This is a genomic window from Streptomyces sp. NPDC039462 (assembly GCF_055639375.1).
In genome coordinates, this window is sequence record NZ_JBVKAO010000003.1 from 902948 (window position 1) to 924729 (window position 21782).

Below are 21782 nucleotides of genomic sequence, written 5' to 3' on the forward strand. Positions count from 1 at the left end.
CCGAGGAACTCCGCGCAGTGAATACACCGCGTCATCGCCCGACGTGAAGTGTTGCCTGCCGTGGCCTGGAGCGGGTTCCCTGCGCTGATGCGCGTCCAGACGGCTGTGCCTGCACCGGAGACCCAGCCCCACCCCGCTTCGTCGAGAGGGCCGTCGGCGTAATGCACGCAAGCGCCAGGGATGTGTGCCCTAAAGGGTGCGCCGGGGGAGGGGGCCCACGTCGGCGCGGCGGCCCGGGCGGAGGGAGGCGTGCCGCTGGCCGGGGCCGGGGCCTCCTCGTGCGGCCAGGGCGTCGGCGACGGCACCGGTGGCGAAGGCGTAGACGGCCTTGTGCAGCACGTCGACGACAAGTTCCTTGCGGGGCCAGGTCGTTGGCGGGGCGCCGACGCCGGTGGCGTTCTCGAGGATCTGGTCGTTCGTGAGACGTACGACGGTGAACTGCGCCGAAGCCGTCGGCCCGCGCAGCCCGGACTGGGCCATGACCGACCGCAGCACACCGAGGAGGGCGGCCTGGCCGAAGTGCATGGCCCAGTTCACCCGGAGAGGCTGTTGGCCGGGGCGTTCCGGCATGCCGGTCAGACGTTGGAGGGTCCGCGCGGGCACGTGCGAGTCAGGCCGTCCCGTGATGGCCTGCTCGATCTTCTCGCCGAGCGTCATCACGACACCCCCGGCCGTTCCTGCGACCAGTCCTTGCCACACCGCACGCTTGATCATGCCGTTCCGGGTACCCGATGTCGACGCCCCGACCCACCGGATCGAGGCGGGCTCCACCCGGTCGCTGGTCGCCTCACCCGGATGCCGGTGCTCACGGGCGGGGGCGATGAGTCGGGGGTAGGCGTACCGGTCAGCAGCAGGAACAGGACAGAGCGGAGCAGCGAGACCGACCGATCTCACAGCAGAGCAGAGAGACGACCCCGGCAACGCAGAAAGGCAGATCCATGAACGCATCGGCCCATCCGCACCCGGCCGCCCCCGGGGCGAGGCCCGAGCCGCGCAGGTCGATGGTGGTGTGCGGAGTGCTCGGGGTGGCGGCGATGGCCGCGCTTGACGAGATCGTCTTCCACCAGATCCTGCACTGGCACCACTTCTACGACCGCTCCACTCCCGGCATGGGCCTGATGTCGGACGGGCTGCTGCACACCGGTGAGCTGCTGGGGCTCGTCGCGGGCTTCTTCCTGTACGCCGATCTGCGCCGCCGCGGCGCCCTGGCCCCGTCGCACGCCTGGGCCGGGTTCTTCCTCGGGCTCGGGATCTTCCAGCTGTACGACGGGATCGTGGACCACAAGCTGCTGCGCCTGCACCAGGTCCGCTACGGCGTGGACGTCACCCCGTACGACTGGGCGTGGAACCTGGCGGGCCTGGCGCTGCTGCTGACCGGTGTGGTGCTGGCGGTCCGCGCGCCCCGCAGCAACCGCACCCCCAACCGCAGTGGCGGCAGGGACAGGGGCAGCGGCAGTGGCAGGGCGGGCTCGGCGTCGTGAGCCTCGCGCATGCCCACCCGGGCCCGGCCATGGGGCCGCACCCGGGCCCGGGACCCGCCGAGCTGGTGACAGTGGTGGCCGCGCTGCTGGTGGCCGCCGCGTACCTGCTGGCCGCGGGCCGGCTGCGACGGCGCGGAGACGGCTGGCCCTGGTGGCGGGACGTCTCTTTCTCCGTCGGCGGGTGCGGTGTGGTCTGGGCGGCGGTGGGCCCCCTGCCGGGCGGGCCGTTCACCGCCCACATGGTCCAGCACCTGATCGTCGGCATGGCGGCCCCTGTACTGCTCGTCCTGGCTCGCCCCCTCACCCTCACCCTGCGCACGCTGGCACCCGGCACGGCGCGCAGGGGACTGCTGACCCTGGCCCGCTCCCGTCCCGTCGCGTGGCTGCTCTTCCCGCCGCTGGCGGCCCTGTTCGACATCGGAGGGCTGTGGCTGCTGTACCGAACAGGGTTGTTCGCGGCCATGCGGCACGAGCCTTGGCTGCACGCCGTCGTGCACGCGCATGTCCTCGCGGCCGGTCTGCTGTTCGCCTTCGCCGTCTGCCAACTCGACCCTGTCCGCCACCGTTGGAGCCTTACCGTGCGAGGGGCGACCCTGCTGGCCGCCGGTGCCGCACATGCCGTACTGGCCAAGACCCTGTACGCGGCGGCTCCGCCAGGCACCTCATTCGCCTCAGCCGATCTCCAGACTGGAGCGCAAGTCATGTACTACGGCGGTGACTTGGCGGAAGCGGCGCTCGCCGTCGTCGTGGCCGCCTCCTGGTACCGGGCAACCGGCCGTGCGCAGCTGCGCCGGCCCCGCCTCCACGAGCATCCCCATGCTCCGCGCCGTAGCCGTAGCCGTAGCCGTAGCCGTAGCCGTAGTCGCAGCCAGATCCAGGCTCCTCAGCGCTCGCACAGCGGCGCGTAACCGCTCCCGGCGAGCAACCGCGACAGCTCGACACGGGAACGTACACCCAGCGCGGCGAACACATTGCGCAAGTGGTGGTCGACCGTGCGGTGACTCACCGACAGGCGTACCGCGACTTCCCGGTTGGTGGCGCCTTCCGCCACATGTCGCGCGATGCGCTGCTGCTGGGGAGTCAGCGCGGCCAACGGCCCCGGTGGCCCGGTCTCGCCCGTCACCGGGGCTGCCGCCGCCACTGTCACCGCCTCGCCCGCGGCGCGCAGTTCGCCGCGGCTGCGGTCCGCCCAGGCCCGTGCCCCGCACCGCTCGAAGGCGACCAGCGCGTCACGGAGCGGACCGCGCGCCTCGCGGGTACGGCGCCTGCGGCGCAGCCACTGGCCGTACAGGAGTTGCGTAAGGCCGCGTTCGAACTCGCCCGGCATGCGGTCGTGGAGCGCGAGCGCGCGCTCGTAAGCCGTGGCCGCTTGGTGAGGTGGTGCCAAGAGGGCCTGGCAGCGTGCCAGTTGGGCGGGGGCGAGGGGGTCTGCCGTGGCCTCGGCCCAGCGGGTGAACTCTTCCGTGGCCTGCCGGGCCTCCGCCGTCCGGCCGGCCTGGACGGCCGCTTCCACGAAGCAGGGGACAGCGAGCATCCTGATGGCGAAGTGGCCGCGTCGTGGCCCGGGGCCGACCAGCGGTGCGAGCCGTGCCGCCGCGTCGGCCGGGCGCCCCGCGGCGAGATCCGAGCGGGCGACGGCCCAGACGGAGAGGGTGGCGGCCTGGGCGAGCCCGTGCGGTCCCGCGCCGGCCGCCGCGGCGGCCGCGTGCTCGGCGCAGGCTTCGGCGTCGCCCTCCACGGACGCGGCCAGGGCGAGAACGGCGTGCAGCGAGACCGCGACATTGGACTGCGCGAGGCGTTGCGCTGCCCTGAGGCCTTCGAGGGCGTGTGCCCGGGCGCGGGTGTGGCGGCCCGCGCGCAGTTCTCCGTGGGCCAGACGCTCCAGGGCACGTGGCAGGAGGACGTCGGGGCCGTAGGCGCGTACGGCCGCGAGGGCTCTGGTCCCGGCCTCACAGGCGGTCTCGACCTCGCCGACCACCAGGGCGGCGACAGCGGCGCGCAGCAGTCCGGCGGGTTCGTCCGGGCCGGGCAGCTCGTCAAGGCAGCGGCGCAGCACGGCGTGACCCTCTGCGGTGCGGCCCGAGAGGACCGCGCACATCCCGACGCGGTACGCCTCCAGGGCCGGGTCGTCGGCGCAGACCGGTAATCGCGTCATGGCCTCCAGGTAGGCGGCGGCATCGCCCATCGCCCAGGCCGCCTCCGCCGCGCCGAGCAGCGCGTGCCGGGCCTGTTCGGGCGGGAGCAGCACGGCGGCGGTGAGCAGGGACTCCCTGGCGTCGTCGGCGGGTCCGTCGGCGAGGGCGAGCAGTCCGTGCACCCGGTGGACGCCACCGTGGGCGGGGACGGCGCCGGCGCGGGCCAGCAGGGTACGGGCCCGTACGGGATCTCCCGCGAGCCGGGCCGCTTCGGCGGCCTCGGCGAGCCGGTCGGTGCGGGACTCCGCGTCGGCGGTGAGCGCCGCGGCGCGGGCCAGGGCGGCGGACCGCTGGGCGTGCGACAGGTCCGCGGTGGTCTTCGCGGTCGCCTCCGCGGCGAGGGATCCGGCGAGCCGCGCGTCGTGGCCCTCGGCCGCGCAGGAGAGTTGGACCAGGTGGGAGAGGCGGTCGCGGCAGAATTCGGCGAGGCGGACATGGGCGGCTCTTCGGTGCGCGAGGGGGGCTCGGCGCAGGACGGACCGGCGGAGCAGCGGGTGGGTGAAGTGGATCCGGCCGCCCGTTCCGACGACGGCTCCGGCGGCTTCCGCGGACGCGAGCCCGGCGGCGGTACCGCCGGCCCGCAGCACCAGGGAGAGGTCCGCGCCCGCCCCGTCGGGCTCGTGCTCACCGGCCGCCGCGGCGAGCAGCAGCAGGGCACGGGCGCTGCCGGACAGCTCGTCGACGCGGACCGCGGTGGCGTAGTCGGCGAGGAGGTCCTCCCCGCCGGGCAGTTGGTCGGGCAGTGGGGTGCGCCCGGCCAGTTGGTCGGGGGTGAGGGCCGCGACGAGCGCGGTGAGCAGGCGGGGGTTCCCCACGGCCTCGCGGATCAGCCACGCGCCGACGACAGGGTCGGCGGAGCCCTCGGTGAGCCGGTCGAGCAGAGCGGCGGCGGCGCTGTGGTCGAGCGGTCCCAGGCGCAGGGTCGGCAGCCCCGCGAACTCGGCCGCCGTGACGGCGTGTTCAGCGAGAGTGATCAGTACGGCCACGGGTGCCGCGGTGGTGGTCAGGCGACGCAGCTCTGTGGAGAGGGCTGCCCGGGACGCGGGATCCCACGTGTGCGCGTCATCGACGCAGACCAGCTGCGGGCTCTCCGGCTCGGGTGCTGCGGACACCCATGCCAACGGCACTCGCTCAGCCCGCACACCCGGTGGCAGGACAGCCGACGACGCTGCGGTCGGCTGTACCGACGGCATCGAGCCGCAGATCGCCCGTGCGTACTCCACCAGTGCCGTCCGGCCGAGACCGGGTGGCGCGGTCAGGACGAGCACGCCGCCTCGGCCGGCCCGTACGCCTTCCACCAGGGACTTCACAGCGGCGATCGCCGCGCCGCGGCCGTGGAGCTCGGGGACCGCGAGCGGGCCGGGCATGAGTGGGGCGGGCGCGAGCGGACCGGGCGCGAGCGGGCCGGGTATGGGCGGGGAAAGGGTCACGCCCGCACGTTACTTCCGCGTAATACTCGCCGGAAGCCCCGCGTCCGCCGTGCTGGGCGAGCCCCCAGCGACACACGCGTCCGGGTGTGCACGGGCACAATCGCGGGGCCGGGGGAGACGCGCACGCCGCCCGTCGCACCGGGTCCCGGGCGACGGACGACGATCCGTACCTGACGTCAGGTCAGCATCATGAGCCATGAGGGCAGTTGCCCCGATACTCTTCGATCGTGAGGCTCGGCCTCGGCAGCGGACAGAGGAACTGCTCGTAGCGGGTGTCGTTGTCGATGAACCGCTTCAGCCAGGAGATGCTGTACTTCGCGATCGTCGTGTTGGACGAGTTCGGCGTGAAGTGGGTGGCGTTGTTGAGCTCCAGGTACGCCTTGTCGAGGGAGCCCGGCAACGACTCGTAGAACGGCTCGGAGTGGCTGGAGACCGGTGCCACGCTGTCGCCGTCCGCACCGACGATCAGCGTCGGGGTCCGCAGCTCGGGCCAGGTCTTGTCCACGTTCCAGCCGGTCAGCGGAATCGCCGCCTTCAGCGACGTACGGCTCTTGGCCGCCTCCAGACCTCCGCCGCCGCCCATCGAGTGGCCCATCACGCCGAGGCGGGAGGCGTCGACCCGGCCGCGCACCGAGCTCGACTTCGTCAGGTAGTCGAGTGCGGCGAGGAGTTGCCGCCCCCGGCTGTCGGGCTGGTCGACGGTGGTGAGGGTGTCGATCGTGAACACCACGAAGCCCTGTGAGGCGAGCCGCGGTCCGAGCCAGGCGATGCTCGACTGGTAGGCGGTGAAGCCCGGCGAGATGACGACCGCGCCGAACGTGCCGTCGGCGGTGGACGTCGGGTAGTAGACGGTGCCGCCGCCGAAGCCGGAGACCGCGAGCGAGGAGACGTTGGTCTGCGAGACGGCGTAGGGGCCGCGGCTGGCCTCGATGCTGGAGACGGTCGGTGCGGGCCCGCGTTCGTACGGGTTCTCCGCGGCGGCCTGGGCGCCGGGCGCGAGGCCGGTGCCGAGGAGGCCGGCGGTGGCGATCGCGGCGGCCAGACAGGCGCGTACGACAGGGCGGGAGAAGACGTGCTGCTGCACGGAGGGGTCCTCTCGTTCGTGGCGGAGCCAGCGGGGAGGGGGCAGGTGCGCCCCGGCTCTCGGTGGGGCCGCCGTGTTCGTCGGGGGTCTCACCGTGGCGCCGGTGACCGCGTACGGACATCGGCGAAATCACCGGTGTCGTGGAGTGAGGAGCGAGCGGTCCACGACAGGCGACGGGCGGCAGGCGACGGGCACCAGGCGGCAGACGAGAGGCGACGGGCACCAGGCGACGGGCGGCAGCCCGGCAGACGACAGGCGCCACGCGGTATGAGACGGGCGGCATGCGGCATGCGACGGTCCCCAGGAAGAGCAATGGTTGCCCATTCCGCGCGACTACGGCCCAGAAAGTCCGCCGAAACGCCCTGCTCGACTGATGCAACCGACGCATCCGCACCCGCGGAGGGCACGCCGCACGTTGACCCCCGGAGTCGCACGGTGTTCGCTCGGCCTTCCACACAGGAGGAACCGATGACCGTTCATCAGCGCGCGACGGCCGCGGGCGCCGCGCTCGCCGCCCTCTGCGCCGTGACCGTGCTCTCACCCGCGGGCGCGTCCGCCGCCCAGACCTCCGCGCCGCGCACCGAGCGGATCAGTGTCGGACCGGGCGGGGCCCAGGGCAACGCCGCCTCCACCAACCCCGCCGTCAGCGCCGACGGCCGCTACGTCGCGTTCGTCTCGGCCTCCCGGAACCTGGTCGAGAACGACACCAACGGCACCCCCGACGCCTTCGTCCGCGATCTGCGCACCGGTACGACGGAGCGCGTCAGCGTCAAGAGCAACGGCAAGGCGAGCCACGGCGTCGTACGAGAGGTCTCGATCAGTCCCGATGGTCGGTACGTGGTCTTCACCTCCACGGCCGACGATCTCGTACGCGGCGACCCCAACGACCTCGACGACGTCTTCCTGCACGACCGGAGCACCGGCAGGACCCAACGGATCAGCCCCACGGGCGCGTCCTACGACGGACTGCGCTCCCACCTGACGTACGACCCAGCGGTCAGCGGCGACGGCCGCTACATCGCCTACGCGTCGGGCGCCGAGGATCTCGTACCGGGGGACGCCAACGAACGGGACGACGTCTTCCTCTACGACCGCAAAGAGAAGACCACGCAGCTGGCTCAGCTCACCGACGCGGGCGAGCACGGCGCGGGCGACGCGTTCGGCCCGGCGTTCGCGGGCGACTCCGGCGGCCGGTACCTCGCTTTCACCTCCAACACGTCCAACCTGGCCGCCGTGGAGGACCACTCCTCCGCGACTGACATCTTCCTGCGCGACCGGAAGAAGGGCACGACGGAACTCATCAGCGTTCCCCACGCCTACAACCGCAAGACGCCGTCCTGGGGCGCCGCCCTGAGCGGCGACGCCCGCCATGTGGCGTTCACGTCGGCCTCCAGGGTGCTCCGACCCGAGGGCCCGGCCCCGACCAGCCCGCACAACGTGTTCCTCTACGACCGCGATACGCAGCGCATGCGACTGGTGAGCGCCGCCCAGGACGGCACCCCGGCCAACGGCGACAGCGACGGCGTCTCACTGAGCCGGGACGGACGCTACGCCGCCTTCACCTCCGCCGCCTCCAACCTCACGCCTGACGACGGCGACAGCAGCGCGGACGTCTTCCTGCGGGACATGGTGACCGGGGAGGTGCGCCTCGTCAGCGGCGAGAGCGAACCGGTCTCCGAGGACACCGCACCGGGCCGCAGGACCGGCGTCAGCGACGACGGCGGCGCGGTGGTGTTCGACTCCCCGGCCGGCAACCTCGTCCCCGACGACACCAACGGCACGGCCGACGTCTTCCTGCGCCACACGCGCTGACACGGCCGACGGCGGCCATCATGGGCCATGACACGCTGGTCCGCACCTGGTCACGAGAGCTGGAAGCAGTCCGACCGGCGGCCCAGTAAGCTCGCCTCCATGTCCGAGCCAGCCCCTGACCCCCGCCTGCAGTCCTTGATCAACCAGCTCCGGCCGGGGGTCATGCGAACGGTGAAGGTCACCGGGTTCGACGGGGAGGACGTCCTGGTGCAACTCGTGGATGCCGGAGGCGAGGAAGCCGAGATCGGCCGGATATCCGGGCACGAGGTGTCGATGCGTCGGGTGGGGCACGCATCCGAGCTGTTCGAGGTCGGCCAGGAGATCAACGCCGAAGAGATCGGCTGTCGGCGCGAGGGTGAGCTCCATCTCTCCGCCAAGGCGTGCGAGATCCCGGCCCTGCGCTCCTTTCTCCTCTCGCTCGAACCAGGGCAGGTCGTGACGGGGACGGTCGCCGCGGTTCACGACTTCGGCGTCTTCGTTCACATCGACGGCGAACCGAACGGACTCTGCACCGGCTTCATCCGGGTGCCGGACCTGAAGTGGGGCTGGACGAGCCATCCCTCCGAGACAGTCGAAGCCGGCCAGCGGATCACCGCCGAGGTGGTCATCGCAGAGACGCGCTCCGGGCAGGCCACGCTCTCGTTGAAGGCTCTGCAGGAGGACGGTCGAGACCCCGGAGCAGCTTGTCGATGAAGGCGAGCCGATCACGGTGAAGGTCGCCGAGGTCGACCTTCAGCGCCACCGGATGCGGCTGGACGCCGCCGGATGCGGCTGGGCGCCGCCGGCGAAGCGGACGTGGCCGCCACAGCCCACCTGCCCTGAGCGCTCATCACCCTCATCACCCTCATGACCCACCGACTCAGTGCCGGATCAGGCCGCCGATCGGGACAGGGGCCACGTGGCCGGTCGCCGGAACGGCCTGCGCCAAGGCGAGGCCGACATCGAGCAGCGAAGAACGTTCGAGGCGAGCAACGTCGTTGATCGGAGTCCAGACCGACTCGGCGGTTTCGCCGTTCGGCTCGGGACGAAGTCGGCCGCCAGTGATGCGGACCCGGTAGAAGATGCCGACATTCTGGAGCTCGGGCCGGCCAGGCGAACGGCGCTCTGCCGCAGGGATCACCCGTGAGTCCACACCCAGTAGGCGTTCGACCACGGCGTCCAAGCCGGTCTCCTAGGCGACTTCGCGGATCACCGCATCGAACGGATCTTCCGCGTGCTCAACCCTGCCACCTGGCAGAGTCCAGATCTTGTCGCCGTCCGGCTTCACGGCATGAGCGAGCAGCACCCGCCCGTCCTCGATGCAAACGGCGTACGCCGCCAGTCGCAAATCCACCCTGGGAGGCTATCTCTGCAATCGGCTGGACGCAGCACCAAGTTGACCCCCCGTTGCACCAAGCGTGACCGACCACGCCATCACGGCACCGACCATCCCGGCGGGATCTCAAACACCCACTCACCCCACGGTGGTCTGCACATCAGCCGCGATGCGAGCGACCTGCTCCCTGACCGTGTCCAGCGCAGCGATGCGCTCCTCGCCGGTCATGCGTGCCGGTCCGTGGGTGACGACAGGGGCGAGGGTCCGGTAACCGACGAACTCCAGCATTCCGCGGTGGATGTGGAACAAGAAGTCGTCCATCGACCCGAAGGCTCCACCGGACCGGAACGAATCGCTCGACCCGCCGGTCGTGAACAGCAGCATGGCCCGCTTCCCGGCGAGCGCCGCATCGTCGAAGAGTCCGTAGTCCCCGCCGAAGACCCCGCCCATCACGAAGACCCGGTCCACCCAGCCCTTGAGGATCGCGGGGAGCGAGAACCACCACAGCGGGAACGACAGCACGAGCAGATCAGCGGCGAGCAGCCGATCGAGATGGGCCTTGACGGTCGCGTCGAGAGTCCCGTCCTTGACCGCACGCCGCTGCTCGGCCTGCGGCTTGAAGTGGCCTTCCACCGGCGCGAATTCCTCGCGGGCGAGGACAGGGGCCCATGCGTCGGAGTAGAGGTCGAGGACGTCCACCCGGTACCCGGCGTCGCGCAGGGCCTGAGCCGCGGTGGTCATCTGGGCGGTGCTGAACGAGAGAGGCTCGGGGTGAGCGTGAACGATCAGGGCGGTGGGTGCAGCAACGAAGGTCGACATGAGGAGATCATATCGACGTATCGCGATGCGTCAATGTGTTTGAAGGGTCGGTCGCGCGATCAGAGCGTGGCGCCGATCGTCCGCGCCAGCTGCTCCAACCGCCCTTCATCGCGCCGGTAGTGCGTCCACTTGCCCACCCGCGTCGGACGTACGAGCCCGGCCCGCTCGAGCGTGCTCATGTAGCTGGAGACGGTCGACTGGGCGAGGCCCGACTTCGCCTGGATGTGTGTGACGCACACGCCGACCGCCTGGCGATCCGCGATCGGCTCGTACTCGGCGAAGTGCGCCTCGGGATCTTTCAGCCACTCCATGATCTGCAAACGGGCAGGGTTGCCAAGGGCCTTGAACACCTCGACCAGATCCCCCGAACCCAACCCCGCCGTCGCGGCCATGCGTCACCTCTCCCGCCAAACAATCCGACACACCACGATATCTCGATATCTAATCCGGAGAGAGCCAGGCCACAGAGCTGACGATGACGGAGCGCACGGCAAATCAGGCGGCGGGCCTGCTCACCCGCGCCGATGCGGTGCGCCACCGCCGACCGGTCTCGATCCGCTACACCGACCGCGACGGACGGCGCATCGAAGCGCCCGAGGGGCCTGGTACGGCACAGCGCGTGTTGGATCCGCGCGCACCTCCACGCCGGCGCCCCTCGTGCCATCCTCTGCCCGCCAAGCCTGACAGCCAGGAACCGATGCCGTGAGACGGCACACCTAGGGCATCCCCTGTCGATCTGACCGGCTGAGGAAAACCAGGTGTGGCCGGTCGCCCGCATGGTGTGAGATACGGGACATGACCATCGTTCTGAACGAGCCCGGTGTTGACGGGTTGACCGGGGCCGTGGATGCCCTCCGCGTATGGCAGGACGACCGCACGCCGCTGCAACTGCACCCGGGAGACCTCGGCTGGGCCTGGGCGCTGGGCGCGGAAAGGCTGGCCGCGGCCGTCCGCACCTGGAGCGTGGACGGACGGATCATCGCCGTCGGATACCTGGACGCCCCTGATGTGCTGCGCCTGACAACCGCGCCGGACCTGCGGCAGGACGAGGCTCTGGCGCGTCAGCTGCTGGCGGACCTCAACGATCCGGAGCGCGGGGTCCTGCCGCCCGGGAAGGTCAGCCTCGAAATCCCCAACGGCGCCCTGCTCCGCGAGGTCCTCTTGGAGGCAGGCTGGAATCTGGACGAGCCGTGGACCCCGCTGCGCCGCGACCTCACCGAGCCGGTGAAGGACTCCGGCCTGCGGATCGAGGTAGCCGGTCCGGAGACGGCGGGGGTACGGACCGCGGTGCACCGCTCGGCGTTCGGCAGCCCGTGGTTCACCGAGGAGATCTGGCACGTCCTCGCGGCCGGGCCGTTCTACGCCGATGCCCGCTGCCTGATCGGCTACGACGACCAGGACAACGCGGTGGCCGCGGTGACGGTCTGGTCCGCCGGGCCCGGCAAGCCCGGCCTCTTGGAGCCGTTGGGTGTACACGCCGACCATCGCGGCCACGGCTATGGGACGGCGATCAGCGTCGCCGCGGCGGCGACGCTGCGTGAACTGGGCGCATCCAGCGCACTCGTCAGCACCCCGAGCTCGAACGCTGCCGCCGTCGCCACTTACAGAGCAGCCGGATACGAGCCGTCGTCCGAACGGCTGGACGTCAGCCGAGCCGCCTGAAAACGATCAGGCGACGGTATCGGACAAGCCGCGTAACTCTCCCTGAGAGCGGCCCAACTTGGCCGACAGGAAGCTCCTTTGGCCGACCCAGCCTGGTATTCAAACCACCCAAGGGAACCTGAGCGATGCCGCGTCCGCGTCGTGCCGGGCGGGCAGTCCCACGTTCGGCATCCATTCGTAGCGAAGTCTGCGTAGGGCGTCGGTGAGGCTGGCCCGTGCGCGGCGTCGACACGCCACGCAAGCGCCATGGCGGTTGCTGGTGCGCCGCAGCGATCAGGTGCGCGCCGAGGCCCGCACGGTCCTCGACCGACCCACGTACGTAGAGGCAGTCGAGCACCAGCGGAGTCGAGAGCAGGCGCCACCGCACGTGAGGAAAGGGCGCGTACCTACACGCGTGTCTCCCAGGGGGCCATGGGTTGCCGTCGGGCCGAGGCCGCACCAGCGAGCGGGCCGGTGGAAGTGTCCGCGCGTCAACCCGATGCCTCCGATGTACACCTCACGGGCACACCCACCGGCACCCGTGCCGCCACACCGACAACTACGCTACGTATTCGCTCCTGTCGGTGTCGTATCAACCCAGAGGTTTCGAGGTCTCGATGCTCCGTCGCACGCTCGCAGTGGCCCTCCTTTCCCTCTCCCTCGTCATCGCGGCGGGGACCACTACGCAGGCCGCCGCGCCGGCCGAGACCACGCAGGCCGCCGAGATCCCGGACCTCCGGTCGGAATGGCATTACAAAAGCACCTTCATCCGCTACCGCTATTGCGGCCTCCGAGGAGCCGAGGGTGTGCCCAATGAATGGACGGCCTACCAGTGCCGACCGGTGGACGTGGGCGGTGTCACCCAATTCGAACTGTGGGTCTGCTACGAGAAGGAGTGCCGGGCCCGAGCCCGGCCCTGAGCCCCTCGGTGCGGCCTGAGTTGATCCGCACCCGCGTCGAGCAGGAGACGACCAGGACGTAGCCGGAACGCCCAAAGATCACGCGGCAACCGTAGCTGGGGCCCTCCGGGCCCCAGCAAGATCCCAGACTGAGGTATCAGAAGCGATCGAACAGACTGACCACGCTCTGTGGCGCTTCCTGGCCGAAGAACACCTTCAGGTTCTGTGCCGAGCGTCCGGCGGAGTCGCTGCTGCGCGGGAACAGCCGCTCCTCGTAGGCAGCGAGCGCGGCCTCGGTGTCGGATTGCTCCACCAACTTGTGTGCCAGGTCCGCACCGTCGAACATGGCGAGGTTCGCGCCCTCGCCGGCGAATGGGGACATCAGATGCGCGGCATCGCCGACGAGCGTCACGCCGGGTGACCTGTCCCATGTGAGTCCGACAGGAAGCGCGTAGATGGGCCGGAGCCACGGTTCTGCGTCGCTCTCCGTCACAAAGGCGGTGAGCAAGGGCGACCAGCCGTCAAATTCGTCGGCGAGCCGGCGGAGGCCCGCAGCCGGGTCGCCGAAGTCGATCGACCTCATCCACTCCTCAGGCTTGTTCAGCGCCACGTACCCGCGCACATGCCCGTCGGCGTAGCGGTGGGCGATGATGCCTTTGCCCGGCGCGACCGCCATCAGCGTGCCGCCGCCGATCGCGGCCACGCTCGCCTGACAGTCATGGTCATCCGCGCTGAGAGCGATCTCGATGAAGCAGGTGCCGCTGTAGAGCGGCTTGGCGGGCGTGAGCAGTGGCCGCACCTTCGACCAGGCGCCGTCCGCGCCGACGGTGATGTCGGCACGCGTGGTGGAACCATCTGCGAAGGTGAGGTCCTGACCGCCTTGCGGACGGTGCCGGATCGCAGTGAGCTTGTGCCCCCACCTGATCGTGCCGGGTGCCAGCGAGCCGATGAGCAGGCGCCGCAGTTCGCCTCGGTCCACCTCTGGACGGGCCGAATCGGGGTCCGCGGGCTTGTCCGACAGGATCGTGCCGTGGCGGTCGACCACGCGCTTGGCGTCCTCACCGGGGCGGACCAGGGTGAGGAACTCGTCGTGGAGACCGGCTGCGCGAACCGCGATCTGTCCGGTCTCTACGTGGATGTCGAGCAGGCCGCCCTGCGTACGGGTCGTCGCCGACGCCTCGGCCTCGTAGATCGTCGCGGAGACGCCGTGGACTTGCAGCACCCGGGCGAGCGTCAGCCCGCCCAGCCCCGCTCCGACAATGGCGATGGTCTTCTGCATGTGGCGCTCCTCGGTTGCGCCGGCACCGGCCGACGACGGTCTTTGCCGGCGGACGAGATGTCCGGCTCCGGCCAGGAGACGCTCAACGATCAGAACCATCTGGATCGATGTACGGGCGATGTCCGGCGGCGAACCCCCAGAACTTCGCTTTTCGCGACGCTGTGACTATATCCCGGGGTCTGCTTCGCAGCAGCCGGGGCCCTGTGTACTGGAAGACTGGGAGGAGGCTGCCGGCCATCGACCGTGTGGACGTGTCTCACGTGGTGTCACTACGCCCGTCCCGTGGGCCGAAGGCTGCGAGAGCGTCGGCGTCGGTTGCCTGCGCTCGAAGGAAGTAGTCGGCCCACGAGGTGATTTCGGGGTAGGAGGAGCCCTGGGTCACCTGGGTGATCGCGGCTTCGACATCGAAGTTCGTGGTCCGCAGTTCGACGCCGGGACCCAGGAGCGCCCAGTGGGCGCCGGGGCGACCGTAGGGCATGCCGACGCTGCCGGCGTTGACGACGAGTCGGCCGTGGGCGAGGCGGACGAACGGCATGTGGGTGTGCCCGAGGACCACCGTTCGGACGTCTGTATCGAGCTCGCCGAAGACTTCTTGCCAGCGGTCGAGACGGGAGTCGACCAGCACGACTTCCTCGTCGTCCCGAGGCGTGGCGTGGCAGAACATGACTCGCCCCATGCCTTGCAAGGACAGGGAGAGCGATTGCGGCAAGCGCGCGAGGAGTTCGAGATGATCCGTGCGCAGTTGTTCGGCAGCCCAGGGAGCGATCGGGTCGGGGATGGTGTCGCGCTGGCCGCGGCGGTATTCGAGGAGCTCACGATCAGCGTTCCCACTGACCCAGGCGACACGGTCTCCAAGGGAGGTCAACAGGTCCAGAACCTGGGCTGGTTGTGGGCCAGCGGCAATGTCACCGGTGAGCACGACGCGGTCCGCGGAACGTACCTCTGGTTCGGCGAGCACTGCCTCCAGGGCGGGCAGGACTCCGTGAATGTCGGACAGGACGGCTACTCGCTCAAGCATGGTCACCACTGTGCAGTGACGTTCCGCTGGGTGGGGGATTGTTCTGCTACCCGCGAAGCCCGAGTTGTCTCCCTCAACGTCCCTTCTTCGAGCGACCGTAGAACACCATGGCAATAAGTACCGTCACGGCGATGAGGAAGATGACAAGACCTCCTGCCCCGTCGGGATACCAGCGGCCCGCAGCCATGGTTTCGAGCATTGCTTCCTCCAGGCGGCACGGCGACGACGCAGCCGAGCGCATCGGTGAGGTACGAGTAGGTCCTCTTCCTGCTACCCCGAGCCACCGATTCTGCGATCCCACCGTCCCGCGCAGTCGGAATGTGAGCAAGAGATACATGCTGCAGGATCAGCGAACGCGCCGCCCAGGCTGTCGTCCTGTACGCCCGGTGACGTGCCGCGCAGGGTCGGCGTGGAGCCGCGCGGCGGACTGTTCCGGCGGGTGTGCAGCGGTTGTCCCGGCCCGGTCTGACACCTACGGACGCGGGGTCTCGCTCACTGGGTGAGCAGATCACGCAGGGCACCGCTGACCGTCGCCGGATCCTCCTCCGCCATGAAGTGGCCGCAGGAGACCGTCCGGTGGTCGAGGTCCGGCGCCCAGGCGCGCCACAGGGCGGCTGCGTCGAAGCCGAGAGCCGACCCCCAGTCCTGCTGGAGCACGGTCACCGGCATGGTGAGACGGTTGCCCGCGTCCCGGTCCGCCCGGTCGTGCTCGACGTCGATGTGGGCCGAGGCACGGTAGTCCGCGACGATGGATGGCACGGCTTCGCGGGACGCCTTGAGGTAGGCGGCCCGTACGTCGGCGGGGATCGCCGCGGCGTCGCGCGTCCAGAGGTCGAGGAAGTGGCCGAAGAACGCGTCAGGGGCGGCCCCGATCAGCTGCTCGGGCAGACCGGGCGGCTGCGCCATCAGGTACAGGTGGAAGCCCACGGCGGCGGTCGTACCGTGCATGACGTCCCACATGTCGAGGGTCGGCAGCACGTCGAGGGACATGAGGTGCGTGACCGCTTCCGGGTGGTCGAGCGCGGTGCGCACGGCGACCAGGGCACCGCGGTCGTGCCCGGCCAGGGCGAACCGGTCGTGGCCGAGGGCACGGGCGAGCGCGACGACGTCGGCCGCCATCGTGCGCTTGGCGTACGTCGATCCGTCGACGTCGGCCGGCTTGTCGCTGGCACCGTACCCCCGCAGGTCCGGGCAGATCACGGTGTGCCGTTCCGCGAGGTCGGCCGCGACGTGCCGCCACATGAGGTGCGTCTGCGGGAAGCCGTGCAGCAGCACGACGGGGCTGCCGGAGCCGCCGACGGCGACGTGGAGGCGTACGCCGTCCGCGACGGTGACGTGGTGATGATCGAAGCCGGGGACGGTCGGTGTCATGGTGTGCTCTCCGGGAGGGGAAGATGGGGCGGGCGGTGTGCCGCCGTGAGGATGGGTCGGGCCCGCCGGGCGGCGGACGCCTTCAGCTTGCCGCCGCTGAATCAGCAAGTGATCAGCAGTGATCGGCAGCCATCAGTAGTCATCAGCAAGAGATCTGTACGGAGAGAGCGCGGTGGTCCGCACGTGTCGGGCATGACGGGGACGGAGACGGGGGCCGGGAGCGGGCCGGGGTCGGCGCAGGTCGTGTTCGGGGTGCTCGGCCCCGTGGGCGCCTGGGACGCGGACGGGCCGCTCGCCCTGCGGGGGCCGCGCCAGCGAGCCGTCCTGGCCCGCCTGATCGTCGCCCGCCGCCATGTCGTGCCCGTCACACGTCTCATCGACGACCTGTGGGAAGACCCGCCGGAACGCGCTCTGGGAACGGTACGGACCTTCGTCGGCGCCCTCCGCAAGGCCCTGGAACCCGACCGCCCGCGCAGGGCCCCCGCCCGGCTGCTCGTGACCGAGGGCCCCGGCTACGCGTTGCGGGCCGAGCCGGACGCCGTGGACGCCTGGTGCTTCGAGACGGCCGTGGCCGAGGCCCGACAGCTGCCGCCGGGAGACGCGCTGCACCGCCTCGACGAGGCACTGGCGCTGTGGCGGGGCCCGGCCTACGCCGAGTTCGCCGAAGAGGAGTGGGCGCGCACGGAACGCTCGCGCCTCGCCGAGCTGCGCGCACTGGCCGTCGAGCGGCGCGCCGAGGCGGCGCTCGGCCTCGGCCGGGCCGCCGAGGCCGTACCCGACCTCGACGCGCACGTGGCCCGCCACCCGTGGCGCGAGGACGCCTGGCAGCTGCTGATCCTCGCGCTGTACCGCACGGGCCGCCAGGGCGACGCCCTCGCGACACTGCGGAGGGCGCGCGCCACGCTGGCGGAGGAGCTGGGCCTCGATCCAGGCCCGGGCCTGCGCCGCTTGGAGGCGGACATTCTCGCGCAGGACACGAGCCTGGACCTGGACCTCCCCAGTCGACCCGGGCAGCCCGGTCTGTCCGGTCCCTCCGGCCCGTCGGCGACGGCATCCCGGCTCTGGAGCGAGGCGGCCGCATCGTACGACCGCACCGTCGAAGCCGGAGCCCGCGCCCGCCTGGAGTCGACGGTCGGCCTCATCCGCAGCCTCGCCGTGACCGGTGCTGGGGGCCTGGAAGCCGCCCGGAAGCACCGTATGGCGGCGATCGAAGCGGCCGAGGAGTACGGCGATCCGGAACTGACGGCCCGTGTGATCGGCGCCTTCGACGTCCCCGCGGTCTGGACGCGCGGCGACGACCCGGAGCTCGCCCGGCACATCGTCGAGGCCGCCGAACGGACCCTGGCCCGGCTGCCCGAGGACGCCTCGGAGGCGACGCGGTGCCGCCTGCTCGCCACCGTCGCGGTGGAGACGCGCGGCGCCAGGACACCGCGCGGACCCGACGCCGCGCGCGAGGCGGAGCGGCTCGCACGCCGCCTCGACGACCCGGCGCTCCTCGCCTTCGCGCTGAACGGCACGTTCATGCAGTCCTTCACCCGCGCCGGCCTCGCCCCGCGGCGCGACGCGACCGGCGCCGAACTCGTCGAACTGTCCGCCCGGCACGGCCTGTTCACCTTCGAAGTGCTCGGTCACCTCATCCGCATGCAGGCACGCGCCGCACTCGGCGACTTCCCGGCCGCCGACGCGCACGCCGCTGCCGCGACCCGGCTCTCACAACGGCACGAACTGCCGCTGGTGGGCATTTTCACCCAGTGGTACGAAGCCCTGCGCCTGGCCGCCTCAGGCGAAGTGCCCGGAGCCGATTCCGCCTTCCGCACCGCAGCCGCGAGCCTGGACAGCGCGGGCATGCCGGGAATGAGCACCGGGCTTTTGCCGCTGGCCCTCGTATCGCTGCGCCTGGCACACCGACTGCCGCCCCACGTCGACCTGACGGCGGACTGGGGCCCTCACCGTCCCTGGGCCGAGGCGCTCGCCCTTGCGGAGACCGGCCACCACGCCCAGGCCCGCGCGGCACTGCGCGCCCTCCCCGAACCGCCACCGGACCTGCTGTACGAGGCGTTGTGCTGCGTGGAGGCAGAGGCGGCCCTGCGCTCGGGCGACCGGGCCGCGCTCCTGAGGGTCCGGTCACGCCTGCTGCCCGCCGCCGGTCAACTGGCCGGTGCGGGCAGCGGAGTTCTCACCACGGGCCCCGTCGACCGCTGGCTCACCCGCATCGCGGAGGCACTGGACGCACTGGATTGAGGCTGTACGCACCGGGCTTAGGCAGTACGCACTGGGCCGAGGTCCGTCCCGGCTGCGTCGACGGACGTGGGCCAAGGCCCGGACAGGAACTGGGTGGTCATGGCCGACCCCGAGGGCAACGAGTTCGACGTCCTCCGCACCTTGGCGCCGCAGGACTAGGGCCTGCCGGCCGCCCAAAGCGGGGCAACGGACCATGCGTGCGGGCTGCGAGCCTACTTGTCGGCCGTGCCAGGGTCCCGCGCGATGGATTCCTGGTAGACGTCCGCGTACGTACGTGAATCCTTGATCAGATCGTCGCAGAACGCGGCGACGTCGGTGCCGATGAGTTGCAGCACCCCCTTGCCCGAGGCGGCGCCCTCCTCGAAGAAGTCGACGATACCGGGGAGCAGGGGACCGTCGTGAAGGTCGACCGGTCCGACCTTGAAGAGGTACCTCTGCATCTCTTTGTAGACGATCCGGTAGTCCGGCGGCAGCGCCTTGACCCGGGCCATGTGTGCCCGCCACTGCTTCTTGCCCTCGATGATGTCCTGGATGCCCACGTCAGCCTCCCAGCCGCTTCAGTTTCCTCGCGACGTTCCTGTTCAACTGTTCGCGCCACCGGTCGCGATGGGTCCGGGCTCCTTCTCCACCGGCCAGAGCCGCGGAGAAGCCCCGGATGTCGTCGCCGAGCACGTCGTGAACGCTCTGTCCGTCCGCCGCGGTCTCTTCGAGCAGCCCGAGGGCGGCGTCGAGGATCGGCATCAGGTTGCGGCCGGTGAAGTCCCCGTGCGGAAAGAGGTGGGCCTTGATCTGTTCCCACGCGGCCCGGTGGTCGTCCGGCAGGGCCGCGGCCCGGACCTCGAACGCCTTCCAGTCCCTGGTGAGATCGCTGCCTGTGACGGTCTCCCAGAAGTTCATCTCCCGCCCTCCCTGAGCTTGTTGATACGCGATGACACGTACTGCCACTTCGTCCAGAACTTCGCGAGCTCCTCGCGGCCTGCGTCATTGAGTGCGTAGAACTTGCGCGGCGGACCGACCCCAGAGGGTCGTTTGGTCACCTGGACGAGTTTGTTCCTCTCCAGCCGCAGCAGGATGGTGTACACCGTCCCCTCGACGACATCGGCGAAGCCGAGCTCGTTCAGGCGGCGGGTGATGGCGTACCCGTAGGTCTCCTCACTACCGATGATTTCGAGCACGCATCCTTCGAGGGTGCCCTTCAGCATCTCCGTCAGGTCGTCCAAAGCAGGTCCTCCTCGGCCTCCTAGGTACTGCCCGTCCCGGTACTGCGTACTACCGAGTACCGCTACACAGTATCACTGAGTAGTCTCGGAAGTCTCTGCTCGGCCGCACGTGAGCTGTCGCCCTTTAAGCCGTGGCTTAAGAGCTGGACCGTGGGTGGCCGGCTCGCCCAGGATGCGAAGCCATACGCCACTCACTCCGTGGCCTGCGAGGGGGCACCGCGACCACTTGGCCCTGCGGCGCCCACCGCCACCGTAAACACACCGACTGAAGGAGAGGGATCGACCATGCCCGGATCGAAGTTGCGGACAACGACCACCACCATGGCCATGGCAGCGGGGCTCATTCTCGCGGCCCTGACCGCGCCCGCGGCAACGGCAGCACCGGCCAGGGCTGACGCCAGCGGTTACGACCGGTGCGCCAGCCCCAACTTCTGCCTGTTCGAGCACATCAACGGAGAGGGGCGCGTCATAGGCCTGCAGGGGGAACGCAGAACTCTCCCCTACGACTTCGACAACATCACGTCGTCCCTCCGAAATCGCACCGGTCGGATCTGGTCCGTCTATACGGGGATCAACTTCACGGGGCGATGCCTGCCCGTCTCGGCCACCTACGCGGGAAACGTCACCCAATACAGCATGAATGACCAGATCAGCTCCGTGCGGCCCGGCTCGTGCCCGACCTGATCGTCACCTCCTGGTGCCTGCCTCAGCGCCCTTACGGGAGCTGAGGCACTGCACCAGTTCAACCCGCGCGGACGGCCTGCACCGGCTGCTGGCGCAGCGTCACCGGCACCGTGCTGGGCCTCACGGTTCCGTCAGGGTGCCGGTCCGAAGCAGGGCCAGCCCGAGGGGAGTGATGAGGTGCAGCACGGAACCGCCTCGGCGGCTCGTGGTGATGAGGTCCGTGTTGCGCAGCACGGTCGCGTGCTGACTGGCCGCGGCGGCCGTGACGTTGAGGCGGCGGGCCAGTTCGCTCGTCGTGCAGCCTTCCGCTGTCACGAGGAGGGCGGCAGCCCGCGTGCGGCCGAGCAGCGCCTCCAGATTCCGCGCGGCGGAGCCGTTCGCTTCTGCCGGTCCGGCGGCGCCGGTCAGCGGCCGGCGGAGAGCGGGCACGGTCAGCCGGGGCGGTTGCGCGGTATCGAGCGGGTCCCACAGAAAGCTCACCGGGTGCTTCGCGAAGACCGTGGGAGTGATGATCAACCCCCTTCCTTGGAGACGGACCTCGACTTGGCGCGGGTAGGGAGCTTCGAGCACCGGCGGACGCCACCGCACCAACGGTGCGCAGATGGAACGCAGCAGCAGGTCGATGCCTCCCTCCAGCATCAGGTTCGCGCACCGGGTGGACAGGGCGACCAGTTCGGAGCGGCCGCGATGCCAGTAGGGCTCCACGGTCAGCCGGTGGCAGGCACGCACCGCCTCGGCGAGTTCCCGCAGCGCGTCGCGGTCGCCCTCGGACACCTGCCTCGCCCACGACAGGTGTCCGGGGTGGAAGTCGAGAGCCTCGAACTCGCGTCGCAGCCGGGACGTCGGAACGTGCAGCAGGTTGTCCACGGCATGGTCCAGGGAGGGCACATCGCCCATCAGGGCCAGCAGATCAAGTCCGGGGCCACGCACGGGAACCAGGGACGTCAGGGGGCGGGTCTCCGCTCCCATCCGACCGGCGACCGCCGACCGCCACGAACGGAAGTGGGGAAGCTGACGTTTCTCCCTCAGCAACTCCAGGCTGTAATAGACCTCCGCTGCGACACCGATCGTCGCGGCCACCCGTGTCCGGGCGAGGTCCTCCGCCGTGAAGTGGATGCGTAACACCGACCGGCCCCCTGCCATCGACGTACAGAGCGTAAGCGCACCCTCAGCATGCCCAATCGGGAGCCCGGGCCACATGGTCCGCGGCGATGATGCTGATGGCCAACGCGGTGAAGGTATGGGGCAGTTGCTGACCAGAGCGGACTGGTCACACCGAACTCGCCCCCTTCC

Annotated in this window: 22 protein-coding genes and 2 pseudogenes; 10 read left to right on the forward strand and 14 right to left on the reverse strand. The window is 70.5% G+C overall.

What is annotated here, in order from left to right:
• Nucleotides 1-189: 189 nt before the first annotated feature.
• Nucleotides 190-714, reverse strand: coding sequence for a hypothetical protein (locus ACZ7LU_RS21295; RefSeq protein ID WP_471917600.1), 525 nt, complete (start codon nt 712-714; stop codon nt 190-192).
• Between the two features lie 224 nt (nt 715-938).
• Between ACZ7LU_RS21295 and ACZ7LU_RS21300 the strand changes: the two genes are divergently transcribed.
• Together ACZ7LU_RS21300 and ACZ7LU_RS21305 are read left to right on the forward strand one after the other, a co-directional pair.
• Nucleotides 939-1481 carry a DUF2243 domain-containing protein gene (locus tag ACZ7LU_RS21300; RefSeq protein ID WP_471917601.1) on the forward strand — a complete coding sequence of 181 codons (543 nt, stop codon included), beginning with the start codon at nt 939-941 and terminating at the stop codon, nt 1479-1481.
• Nucleotides 1478-2389: a cytochrome c oxidase assembly protein gene (locus tag ACZ7LU_RS21305; protein WP_471917602.1), complete on the forward strand. Its 912-nt coding sequence runs from the start codon at nt 1478-1480 to the stop codon at nt 2387-2389. Before ACZ7LU_RS21300 ends, ACZ7LU_RS21305 begins: the two co-directional genes overlap by 4 nt.
• On the opposite strand, the gene ACZ7LU_RS21310 is transcribed toward ACZ7LU_RS21305, so the two are convergent.
• Nucleotides 2365-5043 carry a helix-turn-helix transcriptional regulator gene (locus ACZ7LU_RS21310; protein WP_471917781.1) on the reverse strand — a complete coding sequence of 893 codons (2679 nt, stop codon included), beginning with the start codon at nt 5041-5043 and terminating at the stop codon, nt 2365-2367. The genes ACZ7LU_RS21305 and ACZ7LU_RS21310 overlap by 25 nt on opposite strands.
• Nucleotides 5044-5293: 250 nt before the next feature.
• A complete protein-coding gene (bdeA, locus tag ACZ7LU_RS21315; RefSeq protein ID WP_471917603.1) occupies nt 5294-6190 on the reverse strand; it encodes a bis(hydroxyethyl) terephthalate hydrolase in 897 nt (298 codons plus the stop codon).
• Between the two features lie 468 nt (nt 6191-6658).
• Here bdeA and ACZ7LU_RS21320 point away from each other — a divergent pair, with 468 nt between their 5' ends.
• Nucleotides 6659-8002, forward strand: coding sequence for a hypothetical protein (locus ACZ7LU_RS21320; protein WP_471917604.1), 1344 nt, complete (start codon nt 6659-6661; stop codon nt 8000-8002).
• A gap of 99 nt (nt 8003-8101) precedes the next feature.
• Nucleotides 8102-8695, forward strand: a complete 594-nt coding sequence (locus ACZ7LU_RS21325; protein WP_471917605.1) for a S1 RNA-binding domain-containing protein — start codon at nt 8102-8104, stop codon at nt 8693-8695.
• A 166-nt stretch (nt 8696-8861) separates the two neighbouring features.
• Here ACZ7LU_RS21325 and ACZ7LU_RS21330 read toward each other — a convergent pair.
• From ACZ7LU_RS21330 to ACZ7LU_RS21340, 3 genes and pseudogenes are all read right to left on the reverse strand, one after another.
• A pseudogene (locus ACZ7LU_RS21330) lies at nt 8862-9335 on the reverse strand (NUDIX hydrolase).
• Nucleotides 9336-9455: 120 nt separating this feature from the next.
• On the reverse strand, nt 9456-10136 hold the full coding sequence (locus ACZ7LU_RS21335; protein WP_471917606.1) for an NAD(P)H-dependent oxidoreductase: 681 nt from the start codon (nt 10134-10136) through the stop codon (nt 9456-9458).
• 59 nt (nt 10137-10195) lie between these two features.
• A complete protein-coding gene (locus tag ACZ7LU_RS21340) occupies nt 10196-10528 on the reverse strand; it encodes an ArsR/SmtB family transcription factor (protein ID WP_471114985.1) in 333 nt (110 codons plus the stop codon).
• Between the two features lie 83 nt (nt 10529-10611).
• On the opposite strand from ACZ7LU_RS21340, the gene ACZ7LU_RS21345 reads away from it, so the two are divergent.
• The 3 genes from ACZ7LU_RS21345 (at nt 10612) to ACZ7LU_RS21355 (ending at nt 12697) form a co-directional block, all read left to right on the forward strand.
• On the forward strand, nt 10612-10842 hold the full coding sequence (locus ACZ7LU_RS21345) for a hypothetical protein (RefSeq protein WP_471917796.1): 231 nt from the start codon (nt 10612-10614) through the stop codon (nt 10840-10842).
• A gap of 89 nt (nt 10843-10931) precedes the next feature.
• Nucleotides 10932-11798: a GNAT family N-acetyltransferase gene (locus ACZ7LU_RS21350; protein ID WP_471917607.1), complete on the forward strand. Its 867-nt coding sequence runs from the start codon at nt 10932-10934 to the stop codon at nt 11796-11798.
• A 596-nt stretch (nt 11799-12394) separates the two neighbouring features.
• On the forward strand, nt 12395-12697 hold the full coding sequence (locus ACZ7LU_RS21355; protein WP_471917608.1) for a hypothetical protein: 303 nt from the start codon (nt 12395-12397) through the stop codon (nt 12695-12697).
• A 136-nt stretch (nt 12698-12833) separates the two neighbouring features.
• Here the strand turns inward: ACZ7LU_RS21355 and ACZ7LU_RS21360 are convergent, their stop codons facing one another.
• The 4 genes from ACZ7LU_RS21360 to ACZ7LU_RS21375 form a co-directional block, all read right to left on the reverse strand.
• Nucleotides 12834-13955 (reverse strand): FAD-dependent oxidoreductase, encoded by a 1122-nt coding sequence (locus ACZ7LU_RS21360; protein WP_471917609.1) that lies wholly within the window; start codon nt 13953-13955, stop codon nt 12834-12836.
• A gap of 256 nt (nt 13956-14211) precedes the next feature.
• Nucleotides 14212-14973 carry a metallophosphoesterase family protein gene (locus ACZ7LU_RS21365; RefSeq protein WP_471917782.1) on the reverse strand — a complete coding sequence of 254 codons (762 nt, stop codon included), beginning with the start codon at nt 14971-14973 and terminating at the stop codon, nt 14212-14214.
• A 73-nt stretch (nt 14974-15046) separates the two neighbouring features.
• A complete protein-coding gene (locus tag ACZ7LU_RS21370; RefSeq protein WP_470980560.1) occupies nt 15047-15172 on the reverse strand; it encodes a hypothetical protein in 126 nt (41 codons plus the stop codon).
• A 293-nt stretch (nt 15173-15465) separates the two neighbouring features.
• Complete coding sequence (locus ACZ7LU_RS21375; protein ID WP_471917610.1) at nt 15466-16344, reverse strand: alpha/beta fold hydrolase; 879 nt, start codon at nt 16342-16344, stop codon at nt 15466-15468.
• A 192-nt stretch (nt 16345-16536) separates the two neighbouring features.
• On the opposite strand from ACZ7LU_RS21375, the gene ACZ7LU_RS21380 reads away from it, so the two are divergent.
• Together ACZ7LU_RS21380 and ACZ7LU_RS21385 are read left to right on the forward strand one after the other, a co-directional pair.
• A complete protein-coding gene (locus ACZ7LU_RS21380; protein WP_471917611.1) occupies nt 16537-18585 on the forward strand; it encodes an AfsR/SARP family transcriptional regulator in 2049 nt (682 codons plus the stop codon).
• 51 nt (nt 18586-18636) lie between these two features.
• Nucleotides 18637-18744, forward strand: a pseudogene (locus ACZ7LU_RS21385) (VOC family protein); the annotation flags it as partial.
• 53 nt (nt 18745-18797) lie between these two features.
• On the opposite strand, the gene ACZ7LU_RS21390 reads toward ACZ7LU_RS21385, so the two are convergent.
• The 3 genes from ACZ7LU_RS21390 to ACZ7LU_RS21400 are packed head-to-tail and all read right to left on the reverse strand — an operon-like array spanning nt 18798 to nt 19805.
• The gene (locus tag ACZ7LU_RS21390) at nt 18798-19124 is read right to left on the reverse strand and encodes a DUF1048 domain-containing protein (RefSeq protein WP_468308546.1); all 327 of its coding nucleotides are present in this window, start codon (nt 19122-19124) and stop codon (nt 18798-18800) included.
• A 1-nt stretch (nt 19125) separates the two neighbouring features.
• The gene (locus ACZ7LU_RS21395; protein WP_471917612.1) at nt 19126-19482 is read right to left on the reverse strand and encodes a DUF1048 domain-containing protein; all 357 of its coding nucleotides are present in this window, start codon (nt 19480-19482) and stop codon (nt 19126-19128) included.
• On the reverse strand, nt 19479-19805 hold the full coding sequence (locus ACZ7LU_RS21400; protein WP_398306420.1) for a PadR family transcriptional regulator: 327 nt from the start codon (nt 19803-19805) through the stop codon (nt 19479-19481). The genes ACZ7LU_RS21395 and ACZ7LU_RS21400 overlap by 4 nt, the downstream gene beginning before the upstream one ends.
• Before the next feature lie 285 nt (nt 19806-20090).
• Here ACZ7LU_RS21400 and ACZ7LU_RS21405 point away from each other — a divergent pair, with 285 nt between their 5' ends.
• On the forward strand, nt 20091-20489 hold the full coding sequence (locus ACZ7LU_RS21405) for a peptidase inhibitor family I36 protein (RefSeq protein ID WP_471917613.1): 399 nt from the start codon (nt 20091-20093) through the stop codon (nt 20487-20489).
• 120 nt (nt 20490-20609) lie between these two features.
• On the opposite strand, the gene ACZ7LU_RS21410 is transcribed toward ACZ7LU_RS21405, so the two are convergent.
• Nucleotides 20610-21614 carry an ArsR/SmtB family transcription factor gene (locus ACZ7LU_RS21410; RefSeq protein WP_471917614.1) on the reverse strand — a complete coding sequence of 335 codons (1005 nt, stop codon included), beginning with the start codon at nt 21612-21614 and terminating at the stop codon, nt 20610-20612.
• Nucleotides 21615-21782: the final 168 nt, after the last annotated feature.

Coding starts and splice junctions, on each gene's coding strand:
- ACZ7LU_RS21295 (WP_471917600.1), bottom strand. CDS start 714: ATGATCAAGCGTGCGGTGTGGCAAGGACTGGTCGCAGGAACGGCCGGG.
- ACZ7LU_RS21300 (WP_471917601.1), top strand. CDS start 939: ATGAACGCATCGGCCCATCCGCACCCGGCCGCCCCCGGGGCGAGGCCC.
- ACZ7LU_RS21310 (WP_471917781.1), bottom strand. CDS start 5,043: ATGCCCGGCCCGCTCGCGGTCCCCGAGCTCCACGGCCGCGGCGCGGCG.
- ACZ7LU_RS21320 (WP_471917604.1), top strand. CDS start 6,659: ATGACCGTTCATCAGCGCGCGACGGCCGCGGGCGCCGCGCTCGCCGCC.
- ACZ7LU_RS21325 (WP_471917605.1), top strand. CDS start 8,102: ATGTCCGAGCCAGCCCCTGACCCCCGCCTGCAGTCCTTGATCAACCAG.
- ACZ7LU_RS21335 (WP_471917606.1), bottom strand. CDS start 10,136: ATGTCGACCTTCGTTGCTGCACCCACCGCCCTGATCGTTCACGCTCAC.
- ACZ7LU_RS21340 (WP_471114985.1), bottom strand. CDS start 10,528: ATGGCCGCGACGGCGGGGTTGGGTTCGGGGGATCTGGTCGAGGTGTTC.
- ACZ7LU_RS21345 (WP_471917796.1), top strand. CDS start 10,612: ATGACGGAGCGCACGGCAAATCAGGCGGCGGGCCTGCTCACCCGCGCC.
- ACZ7LU_RS21350 (WP_471917607.1), top strand. CDS start 10,932: ATGACCATCGTTCTGAACGAGCCCGGTGTTGACGGGTTGACCGGGGCC.
- ACZ7LU_RS21355 (WP_471917608.1), top strand. CDS start 12,395: ATGCTCCGTCGCACGCTCGCAGTGGCCCTCCTTTCCCTCTCCCTCGTC.
- ACZ7LU_RS21360 (WP_471917609.1), bottom strand. CDS start 13,955: ATGCAGAAGACCATCGCCATTGTCGGAGCGGGGCTGGGCGGGCTGACG.
- ACZ7LU_RS21365 (WP_471917782.1), bottom strand. CDS start 14,973: ATGCTTGAGCGAGTAGCCGTCCTGTCCGACATTCACGGAGTCCTGCCC.
- ACZ7LU_RS21370 (WP_470980560.1), bottom strand. CDS start 15,172: ATGCTCGAAACCATGGCTGCGGGCCGCTGGTATCCCGACGGGGCAGGA.
- ACZ7LU_RS21375 (WP_471917610.1), bottom strand. CDS start 16,344: ATGACACCGACCGTCCCCGGCTTCGATCATCACCACGTCACCGTCGCG.
- ACZ7LU_RS21380 (WP_471917611.1), top strand. CDS start 16,537: ATGACGGGGACGGAGACGGGGGCCGGGAGCGGGCCGGGGTCGGCGCAG.
- ACZ7LU_RS21395 (WP_471917612.1), bottom strand. CDS start 19,482: ATGAACTTCTGGGAGACCGTCACAGGCAGCGATCTCACCAGGGACTGG.
- ACZ7LU_RS21405 (WP_471917613.1), top strand. CDS start 20,091: ATGCCCGGATCGAAGTTGCGGACAACGACCACCACCATGGCCATGGCA.